The sequence below is a fragment of the Micromonospora sp. BS32 genome, assembly GCF_059089345.1.
This window is the reverse complement of the sequence record NZ_JBSSHR010000001.1, coordinates 597,848-616,670: the sequence shown is the minus strand read 5'-3', so window position 1 is coordinate 616,670 and position 18,823 is coordinate 597,848. Positions and strand designations below refer to the sequence as shown.

At 74.8% G+C, this 18,823-nt stretch carries 20 protein-coding genes; 4 read left to right on the top strand and 16 right to left on the bottom strand.

Going from position 1 to position 18,823, the window contains the following annotated elements; all coding sequences use genetic code 11:
• Positions 1 to 84: 84 nt before the first annotated feature.
• Genes AC5RWQ_RS02640 through AC5RWQ_RS02630 form a run of 3 tightly spaced genes read right to left on the bottom strand, consistent with a single transcriptional unit; the run spans position 85 to position 1,685 of the window.
• Positions 85 to 549 carry a GNAT family N-acetyltransferase gene (locus tag AC5RWQ_RS02640; RefSeq protein WP_494281124.1) on the bottom strand — a complete coding sequence of 155 codons (465 nt, stop codon included), beginning with the start codon at positions 547 to 549 and terminating at the stop codon, positions 85 to 87.
• A gap of 45 nt (positions 550 to 594) precedes the next feature.
• Positions 595 to 975 carry a hypothetical protein gene (locus AC5RWQ_RS02635; RefSeq protein ID WP_494281123.1) on the bottom strand — a complete coding sequence of 127 codons (381 nt, stop codon included), beginning with the start codon at positions 973 to 975 and terminating at the stop codon, positions 595 to 597.
• Positions 972 to 1,685, bottom strand: coding sequence for a hypothetical protein (locus tag AC5RWQ_RS02630; RefSeq protein WP_494281122.1), 714 nt, complete (start codon positions 1,683 to 1,685; stop codon positions 972 to 974). Before AC5RWQ_RS02630 ends, AC5RWQ_RS02635 begins: the two co-directional genes overlap by 4 nt.
• A gap of 189 nt (positions 1,686 to 1,874) precedes the next feature.
• Here AC5RWQ_RS02630 and AC5RWQ_RS02625 point away from each other — a divergent pair, with 189 nt between their 5' ends.
• The gene (locus tag AC5RWQ_RS02625; RefSeq protein ID WP_494281121.1) at positions 1,875 to 2,639 is read left to right on the top strand and encodes a hypothetical protein; all 765 of its coding nucleotides are present in this window, start codon (positions 1,875 to 1,877) and stop codon (positions 2,637 to 2,639) included.
• An 11-nt stretch (positions 2,640 to 2,650) separates the two neighbouring features.
• On the opposite strand, the gene AC5RWQ_RS02620 is transcribed toward AC5RWQ_RS02625, so the two are convergent.
• From AC5RWQ_RS02620 to mftA, 8 genes are all read right to left on the bottom strand, one after another.
• Entirely contained in the window at positions 2,651 to 3,316 is a 666-nt protein-coding gene (locus AC5RWQ_RS02620) for a 4'-phosphopantetheinyl transferase family protein (RefSeq protein ID WP_494281120.1), read from the bottom strand.
• Positions 3,313 to 4,668, bottom strand: coding sequence for an acetyl-CoA carboxylase biotin carboxylase subunit (accC, locus tag AC5RWQ_RS02615; protein WP_494281119.1), 1,356 nt, complete (start codon positions 4,666 to 4,668; stop codon positions 3,313 to 3,315). The genes AC5RWQ_RS02620 and accC overlap by 4 nt, the downstream gene beginning before the upstream one ends.
• A gap of 23 nt (positions 4,669 to 4,691) precedes the next feature.
• Positions 4,692 to 5,147: an acetyl-CoA carboxylase gene (locus AC5RWQ_RS02610; RefSeq protein WP_494281118.1), complete on the bottom strand. Its 456-nt coding sequence runs from the start codon at positions 5,145 to 5,147 to the stop codon at positions 4,692 to 4,694.
• The gene (locus tag AC5RWQ_RS02605; RefSeq protein WP_494281117.1) at positions 5,144 to 6,874 is read right to left on the bottom strand and encodes an acetyl-CoA carboxylase carboxyltransferase subunit alpha; all 1,731 of its coding nucleotides are present in this window, start codon (positions 6,872 to 6,874) and stop codon (positions 5,144 to 5,146) included. The genes AC5RWQ_RS02610 and AC5RWQ_RS02605 overlap by 4 nt, the downstream gene beginning before the upstream one ends.
• The gene (locus AC5RWQ_RS02600; RefSeq protein WP_494281116.1) at positions 6,871 to 7,281 is read right to left on the bottom strand and encodes a VOC family protein; all 411 of its coding nucleotides are present in this window, start codon (positions 7,279 to 7,281) and stop codon (positions 6,871 to 6,873) included. Before AC5RWQ_RS02600 ends, AC5RWQ_RS02605 begins: the two co-directional genes overlap by 4 nt.
• A gap of 171 nt (positions 7,282 to 7,452) precedes the next feature.
• Complete coding sequence (mftE, locus tag AC5RWQ_RS02595; protein WP_494281115.1) at positions 7,453 to 8,223, bottom strand: mycofactocin biosynthesis peptidyl-dipeptidase MftE; 771 nt, start codon at positions 8,221 to 8,223, stop codon at positions 7,453 to 7,455.
• A complete protein-coding gene (gene mftF / locus AC5RWQ_RS02590; protein WP_494281114.1) occupies positions 8,220 to 9,632 on the bottom strand; it encodes a mycofactocin biosynthesis glycosyltransferase MftF in 1,413 nt (470 codons plus the stop codon). The genes mftE and mftF overlap by 4 nt, the downstream gene beginning before the upstream one ends.
• Before the next feature lie 43 nt (positions 9,633 to 9,675).
• Complete coding sequence (mftA, locus tag AC5RWQ_RS02585) at positions 9,676 to 9,813, bottom strand: mycofactocin precursor MftA (protein WP_334491722.1); 138 nt, start codon at positions 9,811 to 9,813, stop codon at positions 9,676 to 9,678.
• A 338-nt stretch (positions 9,814 to 10,151) separates the two neighbouring features.
• Here mftA and AC5RWQ_RS02580 point away from each other — a divergent pair, with 338 nt between their 5' ends.
• Positions 10,152 to 10,397: a PqqD family peptide modification chaperone gene (locus tag AC5RWQ_RS02580; RefSeq protein ID WP_494281113.1), complete on the top strand. Its 246-nt coding sequence runs from the start codon at positions 10,152 to 10,154 to the stop codon at positions 10,395 to 10,397.
• Positions 10,398 to 10,488: 91 nt separating this feature from the next.
• A complete protein-coding gene (locus AC5RWQ_RS02575) occupies positions 10,489 to 11,172 on the top strand; it encodes a TetR/AcrR family transcriptional regulator (RefSeq protein WP_494281112.1) in 684 nt (227 codons plus the stop codon).
• Between the two features lie 31 nt (positions 11,173 to 11,203).
• On the opposite strand, the gene AC5RWQ_RS02570 is transcribed toward AC5RWQ_RS02575, so the two are convergent.
• Positions 11,204 to 12,073, bottom strand: coding sequence for a DUF4097 family beta strand repeat-containing protein (locus AC5RWQ_RS02570; protein WP_494281111.1), 870 nt, complete (start codon positions 12,071 to 12,073; stop codon positions 11,204 to 11,206).
• Positions 12,074 to 12,562: 489 nt separating this feature from the next.
• Positions 12,563 to 13,324 carry an ATP-binding cassette domain-containing protein gene (locus AC5RWQ_RS02565; RefSeq protein WP_494281110.1) on the bottom strand — a complete coding sequence of 254 codons (762 nt, stop codon included), beginning with the start codon at positions 13,322 to 13,324 and terminating at the stop codon, positions 12,563 to 12,565.
• Between the two features lie 633 nt (positions 13,325 to 13,957).
• Between AC5RWQ_RS02565 and AC5RWQ_RS02560 the strand changes: the two genes are divergently transcribed.
• Positions 13,958 to 16,714, top strand: a complete 2,757-nt coding sequence (locus tag AC5RWQ_RS02560; protein WP_494281109.1) for a helix-turn-helix transcriptional regulator — start codon at positions 13,958 to 13,960, stop codon at positions 16,712 to 16,714.
• Between the two features lie 78 nt (positions 16,715 to 16,792).
• Here AC5RWQ_RS02560 and AC5RWQ_RS02555 read toward each other — a convergent pair whose 3' ends face one another.
• From AC5RWQ_RS02555 to AC5RWQ_RS02545, 3 genes are all read right to left on the bottom strand, one after another.
• A complete protein-coding gene (locus tag AC5RWQ_RS02555; protein WP_494281108.1) occupies positions 16,793 to 17,089 on the bottom strand; it encodes a hypothetical protein in 297 nt (98 codons plus the stop codon).
• 90 nt (positions 17,090 to 17,179) lie between these two features.
• Positions 17,180 to 17,968, bottom strand: a complete 789-nt coding sequence (locus AC5RWQ_RS02550) for a mycofactocin-coupled SDR family oxidoreductase (protein WP_494281107.1) — start codon at positions 17,966 to 17,968, stop codon at positions 17,180 to 17,182.
• Entirely contained in the window at positions 17,958 to 18,821 is an 864-nt protein-coding gene (locus AC5RWQ_RS02545; protein WP_494281106.1) for a mycofactocin-associated electron transfer flavoprotein beta subunit, read from the bottom strand. The genes AC5RWQ_RS02550 and AC5RWQ_RS02545 overlap by 11 nt, the downstream gene beginning before the upstream one ends.
• Positions 18,822 to 18,823: the final 2 nt, after the last annotated feature.

The window sequence follows — 18,823 nt, the reverse complement described above, 5'->3', positions numbered from 1 at the left end:
ACCAAGGAGTTTGGGCACGGATCAGGCCCCGAAAGGGACCGAAACCTCTTGATCAACGAGGCGGAACCGAGGCAGTGGGGCGGGTCAGGGGTCAGTGGGGGCGAGGTCGAGTTGGAAGGTGGGGTAGTCGGGCTGGGGGCAGGGGTCGCCGCGGTGGCCGAGCCGCTCGTAGAAGGGCGCCGCCCGCTCGTGGTGCGCCTGCCACTCCAGGTGCCGTACCCGCTCGCCGGCCCACTGCCGCACCGCCGCCAGCAGCGCCCGGCCCACCCCGCCCCGGCGCAGCTCCGGCCGGACATAGAGGTCGTGCAGCCGGGCCGTCCGGTGGTCGTCGCCGCCGCGCAGGTGCGGGCCGTGATCCTGGGCAGCCGCGTAGCCGAGCAGCTCGCCACCGGCCTCCGCGCCGAGGATCACCCAGCGCGGGTCGGCGAGCAGGGTGGCGTACCGGCCGCGGTGCACCTCGGGCGGCTCGTCGGTGACGCCCATGTCGCGCAGCATCGGCCACAGCGCCGGCCAGTCGCCCTCGGTCAGCGGCCGTACGGTGATCGTCATCGCCGTACCGTAACTCCACACCGCGCGTCCGTACGACGCGCCGGTTCACGCTCGACGCAGCCGGTACGCCAGCACCGCCGCGGCCAGCAGCGGACCCCAGACCGGGAACGGGAAGACCAGCAGGAGCAGGGCGACCGCTCCGGCGCCGCCGTTCCCCTCGACGGCGTTGACCAGGAAACCGGGCGACGCGACGCAGGCCGCGAGGGCGACCAGCCCACCGGGCACCACGGCGAGCGCGGGCGGCACGGGCCGGCCGCCGTACCCCGGCACCCAGCCGGGCACCACCGCACCCCAGTCGCGGACCAGTCCGAGGGTCAGCACCGACCCGACGAGCGCCGCGCCGCCGAGCATCGCGCCCTGCATCCGCACGGCGGGAGTGTCGTATCCGGGCTGCAGGTTCAGCGCCCACGGAGTCAGCCAGGTCATTCGCAGGAAGGCGTACGGCAGGGGGCAGAGCGCGGCGGCGAGGGTGACCGGCCGCCCCCAGCGGGCGGCCCGCTCGGGCCGGGTCCAGGCCGGACGGCCGTCGAGCCGGAGCAGCCGGTACCCGATCCACGCCCAGACCGCGGCGAGGGCGGCCATGCCGAGCCCCAGAGCAGCCGTCCGCCGTAGTCGGCGAAGGCGCCGAGCACGGCGCGGCCGAGGCGCGCGACGGTCGCCGGTTCAAGGAAGCCCACCCTCACCGCCACGGCCAGCGCCGACGACAGCGCGGCGGCGGCGAGCCAACCGGTCCGGCGCCCCCGGGCGCAGGCGAGACCGACGGCTCCCACCACGAGGACCGGTCCGGTGAGGCCCAGCGCGTAGCCGAGGGCACTCATCAGCGAGGCGTCGGCCATCACCAGGGCGAAGAAGAGCGCCACGGCCGCCGCGACGGCGCCGGCGACCCGGCGACCACCGACCGAGGCGGCGACGGCCGCCGCCAGCCCGGCCAGCGCGGCGAGGATCAGCAGCGTGCCGGCCGTCCGGTGGCCGATCAGGTGGGTGACCGACACGGTGACCCGGTCGGCGGCCCCGAACGGGTAGCTGGCCGGCCGGGCGAGCCAGAGGGCGCCGAGGAGCGCGGTCGGCAGCGACGCCACGGCCGCGGCCACGACCGGGGTACGGAGGTCGTCGGGCGCGCTGCGGGCGGTGTCCATGCCGTCGACGCTAGGAACGGCGGCCGGGCCGGGCCTCCCCTCGGCGGGGAAGTTGCCTCCCCGGTCCGGAGCAGGTCTTCCGGTGGTGGCCACCGGCGGGCACAATCACCTCCGACCGGTGTCGCGACCCCGGCGGCGAGCGGGCCGTGCGGGCTGAAACGTCGACTCTTGACCGAGAGGACGACGTCCGTGCATCCCCTGTTGCGGCGGCTCGACGCGCTCGCCGCCCACCTGTCCACCCGGCCCGACACCGTGGCGCTGCTCGGCCTCGGCTCGGCCGGCGTCGCGTTCGACCGGCTGGACGCGCACTCCGACCTGGATTTCTTCCTGGTCGTCGCCGACGGCGCGACGCACCGGTACGTGGAGTCGATCGACTGGCTGGAGGCCCCCTGCCCGGTGGCGTACAGCTTCGCCAACGAGCGCAACGGCCGCAAGGCGCGCTACGTCGACGGGATCTTCGTCGAGTACGCCGTCTTCACCGTCGCCGAGTTGGCCCGGCTGCCGTTCACCGGCGCGCGGGTCGTCTGGCAGCGCGACGACGCCCCGCCCGGGCTGGCCGACCGCGGGCTGCCCCCGGCGAGCCCGCCGTACGACACCGTCGAGTTCCACCTGAACGAGGCGCTGACCAACCTCTACGTCGGCCTGCACCGGGAGCTGCGCGGCGAGCGGCTCACCGCGGCGCGGTTCATCCAGTCGTACGCCGTCGACCGGGTGATCAACCTGCTGCGGCTCACCGGGGAGGGCGGGGCGCACCGGCGGGACCCGTTCGACCCGAGTCGCCGGGTCGAGCAGGCGTACCCGCCGGAGCTGCTGCCGCTGGCCGCGATGGTCCCCGGGTACGTGGGGAACCGGGCCGCGGCGGCGGTCACCCTGGCCTGGCTCGAGCAGCGCTTCGCCGTGCATCCGGTGCTCGCCGGCGCGATCCGCGAGCTGCTGGACGCCACGGACGGCTGACCCGGCGGCGGTCAGCGCTGCTCGTGGCGCAGGGCGATCGCGGTCAGCGCCAGCCCACCGTCCACTGTGTACCTACCGTGGAAGGTGGCGACCGGGCGGCCGGCGACCAGCGGACCGGGCACCAGCAGTCGGGCGGCGAACACCCCGTCGCGGGGGTCGAAGGTGATGTCGGCCTCGGCGAAGTCCAGCCAGCGCCGGGTCAGCGGGAACCACGCCTTGTAGACGGCCTCCTTGGCGCTGAACAGCAGCCGATCCCAGCACACCCCGGGGCGCTCGGCCGCGAACCGGGCGGTGCGGACCCGCTCGGCGGGGAGCGCGACCGCGTCGAGCACCCCGTCGGGCAGCGGGGCGTGCGGCTCGGCGTCCACCCCGATGGTGGCGAAGGCGTCGACCCGGCCGAGCACCGCGGCCCGGTAGCCGTCGCAGTGAGTCATGCTGCCGACCACTCCGGCCGGCCAACGCGGCGCGCCGCGCGGGCCGGGCAGGATGGGCGCCGGGGCGTACCCGAGGTCGCCCAGCGCCCGGCGCGCGCAGTGCCGCACGGTGGTGAACTCCCGCCGTCGCTTGTCGACGGACCGGGCGACCAGGGCCGCCTCCTCGGGGTGCAGGACGGCCCCGGCCGGGTCGTCGAACGCCTCGGCGACGGCCACGCCGGACGGCAGGATCCGCTCGATCACCCCGCCGCGCCGCCGCGCCGGGCCAGGAAGTTGGTGCGCACCTCACCGGCGATGAAGTCCGGGTCGTCGAGGATCTCGCGGTGGAACTCGGCGGTGGTCCGCATGCCGCGGCCGCTGATCCGCAGCTCGTCGAGGGCGCTCCGCATCCGGGCCAGGGCGCGCGGCCGGTCCGGGGCCCAGGCGATCAGCTTGGCGATCATCGAGTCGTAGTGCGGCGGGATGACCGCGCCGGGCAGGCAGTGCGAGTCGACCCGGATGCCCGGGCCGCCGGGCGGGCGGTAGACGTCGAGGCGGCCGGGCGTCGGCGCGAAGTCACGCTCGGGGTCCTCGGCGTTGACCCGGCACTCGATCGCGTGGCCGGTGAGGGTGATGTCGGCCTGCTCCAGGCCGAGCCGCTCGCCCGCCGCCACCAGGATCTGCTCGCGGACCACGTCGATCCCGGTGACCAGCTCGGTGACCGGGTGTTCGACCTGGATCCGGGCGTTCATCTCCATGAACCAGAACGCGCCGTCGTCGTCGAGCAGGAACTCCACCGTGCCGGCGCCCCGGTAGCCGAGCGCCTTGACCCCGCGCAGGGCCACCTCGCCCATCTCGTCGCGCAGCGCCTCGTCGAGCGCCGGCGAGGGGGCCTCCTCGACCAGCTTCTGGTGCCGCCGCTGGACGGAGCAGTCCCGCTCCCCCAGGTGCACCGCGTTGCCGTACGCGTCGGCGAGCACCTGGATCTCGATGTGCCGCACCGACGGCAGGTACCGCTCCAGGTAGACCCGGTTGTCACCGAGCACGGCCTGGGCGCTGGCCCGCACCTCGTGGTACGCGGAGAGCAGCTGGCCCGGCTCGTGCACGGCGGCGATCCCGCGGCCGCCGCCACCGGCCACCGCCTTGATGATGACCGGGTAGCCGATCTCCTGGGCGACCGTCGCCGCCTCCTCGAACGAGGCGACCGGCGCGGTGGTGCCGGGCAGCAGGGGCAGCCCCGCCGCGGCCATCAGGTGCCGGGCGGTGGTCTTGTCGCCGACCGCGCTCATCACCTCGGGCGTCGGCCCGATGAAGGTGATGCCGTTCTCCGCACAGATCCGGGCGAAGTAAGGGTCCTCCGAGAGGAACCCGTAGCCGGGATGGATGGCGTCGGCGCCGCTGCGCAGCGCCGCCCCGACCACATTGGGGATGCGCAGGTAGCTCTGCCGGGCGGGGGCGGGCCCCACGCAGACCGCCTCGTCGGCCAGGGCGACGTGCAGCGAGTCGGCGTCGGCCGTCGAGTGGACGGCCACCGTGCGGATGCCCAACTCGCGGCAGGCGCGGATGACCCGCACCGCGATCTCACCGCGGTTGGCGACCAGAATCTTTCCGAACATTGCGCCATCCGTCCTCGACGGTCTCAGCTCTCCGTCACCAGGTCGAGCAGGGGCTGCCCGAACTCCACCATTTCCCCGTCCTTCACGTTGAAGGCCGCGATCCGGCCCGCCCGGTCGGCCACGACCGGCGTGAAGAGCTTCATCGTCTCGATGATCCCGACCTGCTGGCCGCCCTCGACCAGGTCGCCGACCTCCACGAACGGCGCGGCGTCCGGCGACGGCCGTCCGTAGAAGGTGCCGACCAGGTCGGCGACGATCGCGCTGCGGCCCTCGTCCACCCGGTCCACCGGCTCGCCGACCGGCGTCGCCACCACGGCGACCGCCGGTTCCCCGGCGGCGTGCCACTCGACCTCGATGGTGGCGCCGTCGAGCTGCACCATCACCCGGCTCAGCGGCCCGGGCAGCCGGCTCACCACCGCCTGGATGGCCGAGCCCAGCTCGCCGGCGTTCCACCCGCCGTCCTTCGCCACTGTCGTCACCGCTTCTCCCCTACCGTCAGGACCGCCTGCCGTTCCGCGTCGCCGAAGGCCGCGAAGCGCGCGTAGCGCTGGGCGACGAGCTCCTCCGGCGACAGCGCCGCCAACTCGTCGAGGGTCGCCGCGAGCACCGAGCGGACCCGCTGCACCGTGCCCGGCCGGTCGGCGTGCGCGCCGCCGGGCGGTTCGGCCACCACCCCGTCGACCACGCCGAGCCGCAGCAGGTCGCCCGGGGTGATCCCGAGCTGGGCGGCGGCCCGGGGGGCGAGCGCGGCGTTCTTGAACAGGATCGTGGCGCAGCCCTCCGGGCTGATTACCGAGAAGTACGCGTTCTCCAGGATCAGCACCCGGTTGGCCACCCCGATCGCGAGCGCCCCGCCGCTGCCGCCCTCGCCGGTGACCACCGACACCACGGGCACCGGCAGGCCCGACATGTGCTCGATGCTGCGGGCGATGGCGTAGCCCTGCCCGCGCCGCTCGGCCTCGATGCCGGGGTAGGCGCCCGGGGTGTCGATGAGGGTCACCAGCGGCAGGCCGAAGCGGGCGGCGTGGGTCATCAACCGGTGCGCCTTGTGGTAGCCCCAGGGCTGCGGCATGCCGAAGTTGCGCCGGACGAGCTCGGCGGTGTCGTGCCCCTTCTGGTGCCCGAGCACCACCACCGTCCGGTCGCCGATCCGGGCCAGCCCGCCGACCAGCGCCGGGTCGTCGCCGCCGCCGAGCCGGTCGCCGTGCAGCTCGACGAACTCGTCGAACGCGCCCCGGCAGTAGTCCAGGGTGGTCGGCCGGTCGAGGTTGCGCGCGGTGGTCACCAACGCGGTCGGTTCGACCGCCGGCACCCGGGCCGGCTCGGTGAGCAGGTGCGGGGAGCGCGCCGCCGGGGCCGCCGGGGCGGCCGGGGTGTGCAGCCGGACCAGCCGGGCCAGCGTCGCCCGGAGGCTCTCCCGGGGTACGACCAGGTCGACCTGACCGTGCTCGGCGAGGAACTCGGCGCTCTGGAACCCGGCCGGCAGCTCCACCCGGATCGTCTGGCGGACCACTTCCGGCCCGGCGAAGCCGATCCGGGCGCCGGGCTCGGCGACGATCACGTCGCCGAGCATCGAGAACGACGCGGTCGCCCCGCCGTACGTGGGGTCGGTGTTCAGGTTGACGGTGAGCACGCCGGCGTCGTGCAGCCGGCGCAGCTCCTGGCTGGTCTTGGCGAGCTGCATCAGCGAGACCGCGCCCTCCTGCATCCGGGCCCCGCCGGAGGTGGAGATCAGCAGGAGCGGCACCCGGTCGGCCAGCGCCCGCCGGGCGGCCCGGGCGATCAGCTCACCGGCCACGCTGCCGACGCTGCCGCCCATGAAGGCGAAGTCGAGCGCCGCCACGACCAGGGGCAGGCCCTCGATCCGGGCGGTGCCGGCCACCACGGCGTCGGCCCGGCCGGTGCGCGCCCGGGCCTCGGCCAACCGTCGGGGGTACGGCTTCGCGTCGACGAAGCCGAGGATGTCGCGGGGTTCCACCTCGGTGCCGAACTCCGCCAAGCTGCCCGGGTCGAGCAGCATGTTCAGCCGGGTGGGCAGGTCCAGCCGGGCGTGGTGCTGGCAGTCGGGGCAGACCCGCAGGTTGTTCTCCCAGCGCAGCCGGTACTGGAGTTCGCCGCAGCCCGCGCAGCGCAGCCAGTCGTCCTCCCCGCCGCCGAAGGGCGAGCTGGGCCAGCCGGGCCGGGTCACCGGCTCCACGGTGGTCATGCCGGCACCGCCCGGGTGTGGGCCGGTACCGTGGCGTCGGTCTCGACACCCACCAGGGCGAACCGGTGGCCGGCCGGGTCACGGACCACACCGCTGATCCCGGCGGTCGGCCGGGTGTCGCCCCACCGCTCGACCGTGCCGCCGGCGGCGACCGCCCGGGCCAGCACGGCGTCCGGGTCGTCGCAGCGCAGGGTGAGCAGCACCGCGTCGTCCGGGGCCGCGTCGACGGTCTCGGTCACTTCCAGGCGGTACGGGCCGAGCCGCAGCTCGGCGTCGAGGACGTGGCCGTCGAGCAGGCACTCGCGGCGTGTCTCGGTGGCACCGAAGACGTCGGCGTAGAACGCGATCGCCGCCGCGCTGTCGGGTACCGACAGCCGGTGGCATGACGGGACTCCCCCCGAACCCATCGCTCGCCTCCCTTCCCTTGTCGACGATGAGGCGCACCCGGCAGGTCCGGTGACACCGCACGGACGATCGCCGGCGGATCCGGGGCGAGATCTACGCTCTTCGATAAGCGCTCCTCATCTGCGGGGAACGTTATCCATGTCACAGGTGCCTGGATACCCTTAGACGCACCCCTAGGCGCCGCGCCCGACGACGGGCGTCGCGGGGGCGGATCGGTCCGGGGCGGGGCCGGGCCACCACCCGTCGACGGCCGCGACGAGCTGCCCGGTCCACTGCCGCAGCAACCGCCGCCCCTCGTCGGCGCTGGCGCCGGTCGGATCGCCCAGCACCCCGCTCGGGCTCACCGCGCGCACCCCGTCGCGGCGCAGCACCGGCATCAGCTCGGCGAGCGGTCGCCGGTCGCCGGGGCGCAGCGCGGCGCGGCGCACGCTCGCCGGGCGCAGGGCCAGCATCACCGAGGTCTCGGTTCGTCCGGCATGGCTGTCGTGCCCGGTGCCGGCCGGCGCCCAGGCGTACGCCCGGCGCCCCTCCCGGCGCAGCCGGCCCACTGCCCGGCGCAGCGGGACGGCGTTGCCGCCGTGGCCGGAGACCACCAGCACGCCGGCGAACGCGTCGGCGGAGCGGGCCAGCTCCACCAGCACCAGCTCCACCGCCTCCGGGCCGATGGACAGGGTGCCCGGGAATCCGGCGTGCTCCCCGCTCGACCCGTACGGCAGGGCGGGCGCCACCGTCACCCCGGGGCGCGCGGCGGCGAGCCCGACCGCGAGCGCGACCGCGACCTCGGTGTCCACCGTGCCGGGCAGATGCGGTCCGTGCTGTTCGGTCGCCCCCAGGGGCACCACCAGCAGGCTGCCGGCCGCCCGCCGCGCCACCTCGGGCCAGGCCAGGTCCGCCAGGTGGTTCGGGCCCTCGGCGTCCCGGCCCGCCGGACCGGTGCCGCTCACCGGCCCGGCTCGCCGGCGGCGCGGGGATCGGCCGCGCGCTCGTCCACACCGTCGCGGCCCGGCCAGCCGGCGACGTCCGGCAGGAGCGGGGCGAGGGTCCGGTGCCGCAGCGCGCCCCAGCACACGCCCGCGCCGTGGGTCAGGTCGTCGGCCAGCCGCAGCGCCACCCAGCGGAGCAGGTCGACGTCGGGGCGCTGCCGCTGCCAGTCGCAAACGTGCCGGGCGAGCACCGCGGCGAGCACGAGCCGGCCGCGGCGGCTGGCCAGCAGGCCCGGCACCGCCACCGGCCCCCACGCCCGGACCAGGGCGTCGGCGAGGAGTCGGCCGGCGCCGAGGTGGCCGAGGACCGCCAGGCGCAGCGACTCCCCGGCCGGTACGCCGACCGCCGCCAGCTTGCGGGGCAGCAGCGCCGCCGTGACACCCGCCACGGCCAGCCCGGCACGCGGACGGCCCAGCGCGACCGCCGCCCAGGCGACCCCGCTCCACGCCGACACCTTCACCGGGGTGACCGCGGTCCCGTGCCGCAGCGCCAGCGGCGCGGTGGAACTGCCGTAGGTGAACCGTTGCCGGGCCCAGGCCCGCCAGTCCGGGCGGGTGGCGTGCCGGACCCGGGAGGCGGGTTCGTAACGCACCCGGCCACCACCGGCGACCAACCGCCAGACCAGGTCGACGTCCTCACCGACCAGCATGTCCTCGGCGAAGCCGTCGAGCTCCTTCAGCGCCGACACGCGTACCAGCAGGGTGGCCGTGGGCAGGTAGGGCACCCGGCTCCACGGCCGCACCACCGCGCCGACCTCGCCCATGTCGAGGGAGGGCCGGGCCTGTTCGTACCGCTCCAGGAGGGTCGGGCCGGCGATGCTGCAGACCCGCGGGGCGACCGCGACCACCCGCGGGTCGGCGAAGTGCCGCAGGAGCGGGTCGAGCCAGCCCGGCTCGGGGGTGACGTCGGCGTCCAGGAAGGCCACCAGGTCGGTACCGGCCAGCCGCCAGCCGGTGTTGCGGGCCGCCGCCGCGCCGCGCGGCCGGTCGTGTCGTACCGTCGCCCCGGGCAGCCGGGTCCGGGAGCCGTCGTCCACCACCACGGTGGCCAGCCCGTCAAGCGCGGGCAGCAGCCGGGCGAGGGCGGCGGCGTGGTCGCGTACCGGGACGACCGCCGTCACGTCGGCGGCCGTCGGACCCCCCGACTCCCGGCGCGGGTGTGCCAGGCCGGCGTCGACCAGCCGGTCGGCCAGCGCGCGGTGCCGGGGTGCCGGGCCGACCGGGTCGCCGGCCCACCAGCCGTGGACCAGCCGCGCCGCCGGGTCGGACAGCCGCAGCACCCGCAACGGCGAGCCACCGAGCAGCACCCGACCGTCGCCGAGGCGGCGCACCCCCGGGTCGGCGTCGAGGTACAGGATGTCCCCGGTCATCTGACGACTCCCTCCGTCGGGGGTGCGGCGGGAGCGACCGTCCTCAGTAGACGCCACACATCCCGTCGATCGAGACCTCCTCGACGAGCAGGTCCTCGTCGACGTCGGGGTGCGGGTCAGCCTCCGGCGCGGCGGTGTCAACGACGCCCTCGGTGCCGGCGGCGGTACGGATCTCGGTCATGGCGGCCGTCCTCTCCCTGGTCCCGCGGCCGGTACGCCGGCCGGCGACGTCCCGACGGTATCGGCTCCGGACGGCCGCGCCGCACCCCTAATCGCCCGTCGGTAGGGGTCGAGCCCTTCCACCGACGTCGCGCGTCCGCCATAGTGGATCCGGAGTCACCGTTGATCGGCCGTTCGGCTCCATTCGGCCGGCAGATCGGCTCCTCCGTAGCAACCCCAGGGACGACCGATCCCATCCTGTCGGCCACCGGCCGGCACCCGGGGCGATCTGGGCCCCGGCCCGTGACCGGCAGACGCCAGAAGTGGATGTGCACCGTGCGAATGCGACCCTGGCCCGAGGTGACCGCGTCCCTGCGGGAGGACGGCGAGCTCGTGCTGCGCTCCGGACCGACCGGGGACCGGTTCCGGTGCCGCGGCGCCGGTGCCGCAATGTGGCTGGCGCTGCGGCAGCACGACGGGCACTGCGATGCCGCGGCCGACATGCTCGCCCGGATCTGGGAGGCAGACCCGGCCGACGTCCGCGCCGAGCTGCGGAGCTGGGCGGCGGAGCTCTGGGACGCCGGGCTGATCCGGCCGGCCGCCTGACCCTCCGGCGCACCCGCCCGCCGGCCGGCACGGAACTGGTTTGACGATCGTCCTATACGTTTGTACATCGTGGACGTGTAGGCTGCGGCCCATGGGACACCGTGCGGAACTGCTGGTCGGGGCCAAGCGTTGCCTTGTCGAGAAGGGCTACGCCCGGACGACGAGCCGGGACATCGTCGCCGCGTCCGGCACGAACCTCGCCTCCATCGGCTACCACTACGGCTCCAAGGAGGCCCTGCTCAACGAGGCCCTGATCAGCGCCTTCCAGGACATCGGCGAGGAGTTGGCCGCCACGCTGGTCAACGACGTCGAGCCCGGCGCCGCGCCGATCGAGCGCTTCGAGCTGATCTGGACCCGGATCATCGAGCAGTTCAACACCCACCGCCAGCTCTACCGGGCCAGCTTCGAGGTGTTCGCCCAGTCCGACCGCGCGCCGGAGGTGCGCGCCGCGCTGGCCACCGGCATGCAACAGGGTCGCCAGGGGCTGGCGTACCTCTTCCGGGCCCTGTCCGAGACCGGCGCCGACGACGACCCCGCGACCGCGCAGGCCGTCGGCTCGTTCTACCAGGCCCTGCTCACCGGCCTGATGGTGCAGTGGATGGTCGACCCGGACAACTCCCCCGACGGTGCCCGGATCACCCGGGCGCTGCGCATCATCGCCGCCTGGCACTTCCCGCCGTCCGGGCGAACCGCCACCTCCGACCCGGTCTCCGGCCTCCCCGGGCAGCCCGGGCCTCGCCGCCACCCCCGGGACGGGGCGAGGCCCCTCGGCTGAGGAGCCTCGCGCCGCCCGGGCTCGGGACCGCTCAGCGGGCCTCGGGTCGCGCACCGACCTTTCCGGACCGTCGAACCCGGATGTCGCCGGAGGTGGTGCGGGCGTACACCGCGACGGTCGCGCCCGAGCGGTCACCGTCGCCGGAGTCCGTGAAGGCGTTGCGGACGTTGCCCGAGCGGGTCGAGGCGTCGACCCGGGCGGCCGAGCCCTCCCGGACACCGACCTGGAGGTCACCGGAAGTGGACTCGATCCGTACCGAGCCGCCGACGACCTCGCCGACGTCGATGTTGCCGCTGCGGACCTTCACCGTGACGTCGTCGGCGGCCTGCTCGACGGAGACGTTGCCGTTGGCACCGTCGATCCGCAGCGGGCCCGCCACCTCGCCGAGCCGGACGTCGCCCGAGCTGATCTCGACGGCCGCCGACCCGTCGATGTCGCCGATCCGCACGTTCCCGGAACGGGCGGTCACGTCCACGTCGCCGTACGCGTTCCGGACGGTGACGTCACCGCTGGACGCCTCGACGTTCAACGTGCCGGTGTCGTGCAGCTTGACGTTGCCGGAGCCGGCCCGGAAGGTGCAGTCGCCCAACCTTCCCTCGGCCTGGAAGTCACCCGAGGAGGTGCGGCCGGTCACGTGCGAGCCGGCCGGTAGGGAGATCGTCACGTGGACGGCGCCGTTGCGCCCGAACAGGCCGGACTCCCGGGGGACCCGCACCGTGAGCACCCCGTCGGCGAAGCTCACCTCGGTCTGCTTCGCGGTGCGCTGGTCGGCCGGGCTCAGGAACAGGGCCGGCGCCACCTCGACGACGGTGTCCCGACGGCTGCCCGCGACGAACCGGGCGTCGCCGGCCGGCAGATCGAGTGAGACGGAGATCGGGTGCGGGGTGTCGAATTCGCGCATGATGGTCCTCCTTGGTACGTCCTGCGGTGGATGATGGTGCGCTCGCCGGTGCGGAGGACAACCCCGGCCCGCGCCGTTGCGGACCTGCCGCCCGGGGGCCGTGACTTTCCGTTACCGATCCGCTGCTCGACAACGGCGGTGACCGGCCCAATTCCGAAATCTGGGATCACACTCCGGGATGACGGGTGGCGCCGATCCGACAAGGGATTGTTGACGATGGGACTTTCCAGTGATCACCCATCGATCGCCGCCGAAGCTTGGCGCAATGTTTCCATTTCGTCAACGCTTATTACCGAACAGTAATTGTGGAGACGGCAGGTTGGCCCTTTAGAACACTTCCCCGGCCGCCCGCAAGAGCCCGGTCACATTGTCGCCACCCCATCATCCGATCCTCCAGAAAACCATAGACGAACGTTCCATACAGATATATAACTTGTCCGCAAGTTGCCACACCGGCCCGGCGGGCTCGACACCGGCGCACGGGTCGTGCTAACCCCGCGCGGCCGCGTCCAGGTCCAGAATGGCGTCCGGGGTGAGCAGGCGGGCCGGCGCGGAGCGGGGTGCGACGAGCCGGGGCCCGACCTCCGCGACGGCCGGGCTGGTGAGGACGACCGTGCCGCCGTCGGCGCGGTACCGGGTCAGGACGGTCTGCATCAGTGCCGCCGACAGGGCGTCCACCTGCGCGAACGGCTCGTCGAGGAGAAGAAGCCGGGGCCCGTCGAGCAGCGCCGCCGCCAACTGGAGCCGCTTGCGCATGCCCGGGGTGTACCGGCCGACCACTCCCCCGTCGAACCCGCGCAGGCCACACTGCCGCACCACGGTCTCCATCCGGCGGGCCAGGGTGGCGGCGGCCATCCCCCGGGACAGCCCCATCCACCTCAGCCAGTCCCGGCCCACCACGTCCCCGGGCAGCCCGGCGTCGTCGGGCAGCAGCCCCACCAGGCCCGCGGGCGGCGCCGGCGCCGCCCAGATGTCGATGCCGAAGACCTCGACCACACCCTCGTCCGGAGGAAGCAGGCCACCGACCATGGCGACCAGGGTGGACTTGCCCACACTCCGCCCGCCGACGATCTCCAGCACGCCGCCCGCCGGCAGGGACGACGAGAGGTGGTCGACCACGATCCGGTCGCCGAACTGCTTGCACAGGCCCCGCAGGCGCAGCGCCGACGTGGACGCCGCCGGTCGCAGCTCGCCGAGCCGCTCCCGGGATTCCGGGGCCTCGACCAGGTCGCACACACGGGTCGGGAACATCGGGCGTCTCCTCTCGGCGGTCGGTCTGGGGAGCGACGTGCACGGGCCGTGACGCCGCCCGCGACCGCACCGAGAACACTAGGGCGGCGAACGGGTGGGCAGAACCGACCTATTCCGCGCATCCAGGTAGGTCTACCCCTACCCGGCGACCCGCCCGACCGGCACCTTCGGATAGACCGCCGGGAGCTGCGCGGGCCCGGGCGAGAGCCGCGTCGACCCAGGTGGACGGCCCGAGCGCGGCGTCCATCGTGCGGTGCCACCGCCGCGCGGCGAGCAGCGCCGGCCGCGCCGGGCCGGGGCGGGTGAACGGCCGTCGGCGATCATCGGACGGGCCCGCCCCCGCGCGTCTCCGCTTCGACACCGGGTGATCACCAAAATGCCACCCGGCTACACAACATCGTGATCAGAAGCATCTATGCCGAAGTGCCCCCGGCGGCTATGTTCCTAACTTGCTCAAACGATGAGGGGTTGACGCTCCACTCAGGAAGCCCCAACCTGTAGCGAGCATTGGGCTCGGAAGGTTGAACGGCGCATGGCTTTATGCACTGCAACATCCTCGGCTTCAGTTGACGGGACGGTTCAGGCGTGTTTCAGCGGGCCGCCGCTGTTCGAAAGTTCATCGGGGGAAAGTGCATGACATTACAGGAACGTTACGGCGAGCTGGCCAGTCTGGAGTCCCTGCTGGCCGGCTGCTACTCCGGGACCGGAGGCGTCGCCGTGGTCAGCGGGCCGGTGGGCAGCGGAAAGACCGAGCTGCTCGACGACCTGGCCGACAAGGCGGCGTCGGCCGGGATCCTGCACCTGCGGGCCACCGGCCGGAAGGCCGACGCGCTGGTGCCGCTCGGTGTGCTGATCGAACTCTTCCACTCCACCGAGCTGCGTCAGGCGGCCCGGCGGGTGGCGGAGCTGCTGGACGACGCGGGGTCCGGGGGGGCCCTCGGCGAGTCCGGCACCACGCCGCCGCCGCGCCTGATGCACGGGCTGACCGAACTCCTCCAGGACCTCGCCGCGCAGGGACCCCTGCTGATCACCGTGGACGACTGCCACTACGCGGACGCCGCGTCGGTGCACTGCCTGACCCACTTCGTGCAGAGCCTGCGCTCCACCCGGATCCTGCTGATCTTCGCGGAGTCCGACCACGCCGCCGACCGGCACCCCCGGTTCCGGACCGAGCTGCTGCGCCAGTCCCGCTGCCGGTGGCTGCACCTCTGGCCGCTGAGCGCGGACGGTGTCGCGGCGATGGTCCGGCCGGAGCTGGACTCCCGCGCGGCGCCGGCGGTGGTGGACGCGACCGGCGGAAATCCCCTGCTCGTCCGGGCGCTGCTCGCCGACCACCGGCAGGCCGCCCGCCCCGGGGCGACCCGCGACGACCAGGAACCGGCGATCGGCCGGGCGTACGGCCAGGCGGTCGTCTCCTGCCTGCACCGGGTCAGGCCCGCCATGCTCGCCATCGCTCGGGGCATCGCGGTGCTCGGCGACGCCGCCTCGCCACGGCGGCTCAGCGCACTGCTCGACCTCGACGTCGACGCGGTGACCGACGACATCCGGGAGATGGAGCTCGCCGGCCTGCTCGGCGACGGTCGCTTCCGGCACCCGGCGGCCGAGGCGGCCGTGCTGCGGGACATCCCCTGCGCCGAACGCATGGCCGGCCACCGCGAGGCGGCCCGGCTGCTGCATCTCGACGGGCCACCCACCACCGTGGTGGCCCGCCACCTCGTCGCCGCCGGGCACGCGAACGAGACCTGGGCGGTCTCCGTGTTGCGGGAGGCGGCCGAGCTCGCCGAGGTCGCCCAGGACGTCGACTTCGCCGTCGCCTGCCTCGAACTGGCCGCCCAGGCCTGCGGCGCGGGCGCCCAGGAGTCCGCGGTGACTCTGCAACTGGCCCGGGCGGAATGGCAGCGCAATCCCGCGTCGGCGGCCCGGCACTTCGACGGCCTGGTCGACGCGCTGCGCGCCGGCGACCTCGACCGCGGCCACGCCGGCACGGTGGCCCGCGCCCTGCTCTGGCACGGCGAGCACCACGCCGCGCAGGAGGTGCTGACGGTCGCCGCTGAGGAGGGCGGCGCCGACGCCGCCGTACGCATGCACGTCGTCCGCGAGCAACTGCGGGCGACGTACCCGGAGGTGCTGCCCACCGCCCTGCAGGGACGTACGCCGCCCCGGTCCCGCCTCGGTCAGCAGTTGCGCGCGGCGTCGGCGCTCACCGCGGTGCTCACCCGGGGGGCCGGCGAGGAGTCGATCGCGGTGGCCACCGAGGTGCTCCGCGACGCGGCGCTGGAACGCGCCGACCTGGAGTCGATCGAGGCGGCGCTGCTCACCCTGCTGTACGCCGACCGGCCCGACCTGGCGGCCCCGCACTGCGCGCGCATCATCGAGGGCATCTCCGCCGGGCAGGCCGTCACCCGACGGACCGGCCTGCTGGCCCTTCAGGCGGAGGTGGCGCTGCGCGGCGGCGACATGGTCGGGGCGGAACGCGCCGCGCGCGAGGCGCTGCAGCTGCTGCCGCCCCGCGGCTGGGGCGTCGCGGTCGGGTCCCCGCGGTCCACGCTGGTCCGCGTCCTCACCGCCACCGGCCGGCACGCGGAGGCGGCCGACCAGCTCGCCCAGCCGGTGCCCGAGGCGATGTTCCGGACCCGGCACGGCCTGCTCTACCTGAACGCCCGGGGGCACCACCAGCTCGCCGAGAACCGGCTGCAACCGGCGCTGGCCGACTTCCAGGCCTGCGGCCAGCGGATGCGCGACTGGGGGATGGACGTCCCGTCGCTGGTGCCGTGGCGCAGCGGGGTCGCCGCCGTGCACCTGCGCGCCGGTGACCCGGAGCGGGCCCGCAAGCTGATCGAGGAGCAACTGGCCCGCCCCGGCGGCACGCACCCGCGGACGTACGGTTCCTCGCTGCGGCTGCTCGCGGCGGCGAGCGACGCCCGGCACCGGCCCGGTCTGCTGCGCAAGGCGATGGAGGGCCTCCAGGCCTGCGGCGACCGGTTCGAGCTGGCGCACACCGTGGCGGACATGAGCCACGCCTACCAGGTGCTGGGCGAGCTGGGGCGGTCCCGGGCGATGGCGCACCACGCGCTGCAGCTCGCCGACGAGTGCCGGGCGGCGGCCCTGCACGAATCGTTGCTGCGCCAACATCCGCAGCCCCGGGAGAAGCCCGCGCCGGCCGAGCCGGAGGCGACCGCCGCGGGCAACGCGGCCGTGCTCAGCGAGGCCGAGCGCCGGGTCGCCGAACTCGTCTCGCTGGGTCACACCAACCGGGAGGTGGCCAAGGCGCTGTTCATCACGGTGAGCACCGTCGAGCAGCACCTGACCCGGGTCTACCGCAAGCTCAGCATCAGCCGGCGCGCCGACCTGCCGGTGTTCCAGCAACTGCACGTCGCGGAAGCCAACTGATCGTCCACCGGCGACGGACGATCCGCGGCCGGTGGACCCGGCGGCCCGCCTTCCACCTCGGAAGGCGGGCCGCACCCGTCAGGCGCGTCGGCCGGTCACCGGGGACGACGGCAGGATGCCGGGCTTGAACCTGCCGCTCATCTCGTCGCCGTCCACCGTCACCGTGAAGCGCAGCTTCATCGGCACCGGCGTGGTGACCGGCAGCGCCCACTTGAGCTCCGCGCCGTTCACCGTGCCCTCGACGATCGCCGAGGTCTTGCCGTTCTGCGTGATGGTGCCGTTGAGCTGCTGACCGTCCGACTGCAGCACGACCGTCAACTCCTGCTTGCTTCCCGGTGCCTTGACCACGACATTCCAACGTCCGTCGGCGCTCACGATACTCCCTTGTGGTGACAAATAAGACAATCCGTTGTCTCGACTGTAGTGGCCGCCCTCGGGCACGACGACCCCTAAAAACGGCCGCCCTTACCCGACGAAGCCGCCGTCGGCGTGCAGGACGCTGCCCGTCACCGCCGACGACCCGACACCGCAGAGCCAGCACACGGCCGCCGCCACCTCGACCGGCTCCAGCAACCGGTCGACCAGCTGGTGCCGGGCGAAGACCGACACGTCGGGCAGGTCGTAGAGCGCGGCGCTGGCCGCCAGCATCTCGGTGCGGGTCGAGCCGGGCGAGACGGCGGTCGCGGTGACCCCCGTCCCGCGCAGGTCGGCCGCGAGCCCGCGGACCAGCCCCACCACCGCGTGCTTGGCCGCCGTGTAGCCGGCCAGCTGCCACAGGCCACGGTGCCCGGCGGCGGAGGCCAGGGCCACGAACCGGCCCGACCGGGGCGGCGGACGGCGCAGCAGCGCCGGTACGGCCGCCCGCGCCAGGTTCGCCACCCCGTGCACGCCGACCCCGAAGAGGATGTCCCACTCGGCGCCGTCGGACTCCCAGAGCGGTCGGCCGCCGGCGATCACCGCCGCCGCGGCGACTGCCGCGTCGAGGCCACCGAACTCCCGTTCGGCCAGCCCGACCGCCTCGGCCAGGGCGGCCGGGTCGCGTACGTCGGCCACCACGTCGCGCACCGCGCCCGGCCAGCGGTCCGCGAGCTCGCGCAGCTGCGCCCGGGTGCCCAGCGGGTAGTCGACCCCGGGCAGGTCCCGGCAGACGTCGGTGGCGACCACCCGCCAGCCCTGATCGGCGAGACCCGCGACGACGGCCGCGCCGATCCCGCGGGCCGCGCCGGTGACCACCGCCACCCGTTCACCGCTCACCGGGGCGCTCCAGGTAGCCGCGCTCGCGCAGGTACGCCAGCAGTTCGTCGGCGGCCGCGCCGGCGTCGGCCGGCCGGACCACCCGGCTCGCCCGATGGCCGGTCAGCGTCCCGGTCAGCGCGATCCACCGGTCGCGCGGGTCGGATCCGCCCGGCGCGTCCAGCACCCGCGGCCGCGGCCGGTACGGGCCCGACCGCCGCACCCGCACCACCGGACCGGACGCGGTGTCCCCGGGCACCCAGGGGATGGGGGCGCTACCGCTGGCCAGCAGCGCGGGCAGGGCGGCGGTCCGCAGCCGGGAATCGCCGGCCTCCACCGAGCAGACGGCCGGCAGCGGCACGCTCAGCAACTCCTGTCGCCCACCGTCGAGCCGGCGCACCGCCCGCAGCCGGTCGGCGCCGTCCAGGGTGAGATCACGCAGTCCCAGCGCCTGCGCGGCGCCGAGCCGGTCGGCCAGGAAGGCCGGGGTGGCGCCGGTGCCACGGTCCAGCGAATGGTCCCCGCAGAGCACGACGTCGACCCGGCCGTACCGCGCGCCCAGCGCCCCGGCCAGCAGCGCCGCCGTGGCGGAGCCGTCGTCGAGGTCCGGCCCGACCTCGGGTGCCGCCACCCGCAGCGCCTCGTCGGCGCCGGCGGCGAGCGCCTGCCGCAGCATGGCGTCCGCCGCCTCCGGTGCGACGCTCACCGCGACGCAGCGGCCGCCGCCGGCCGCGGCGAGCCGCAGCGCGTACTCGAGGGCGCAGCGGTCTGCCGCGCTCGGGCCGCTGGTCCGCACGTCGGTGCGGACCGCACCGGTGAGCGGGTCGACGCCCGGTCGGTTGTCGACCCAGCGCAGCGCTGCCACCACCAGCATCC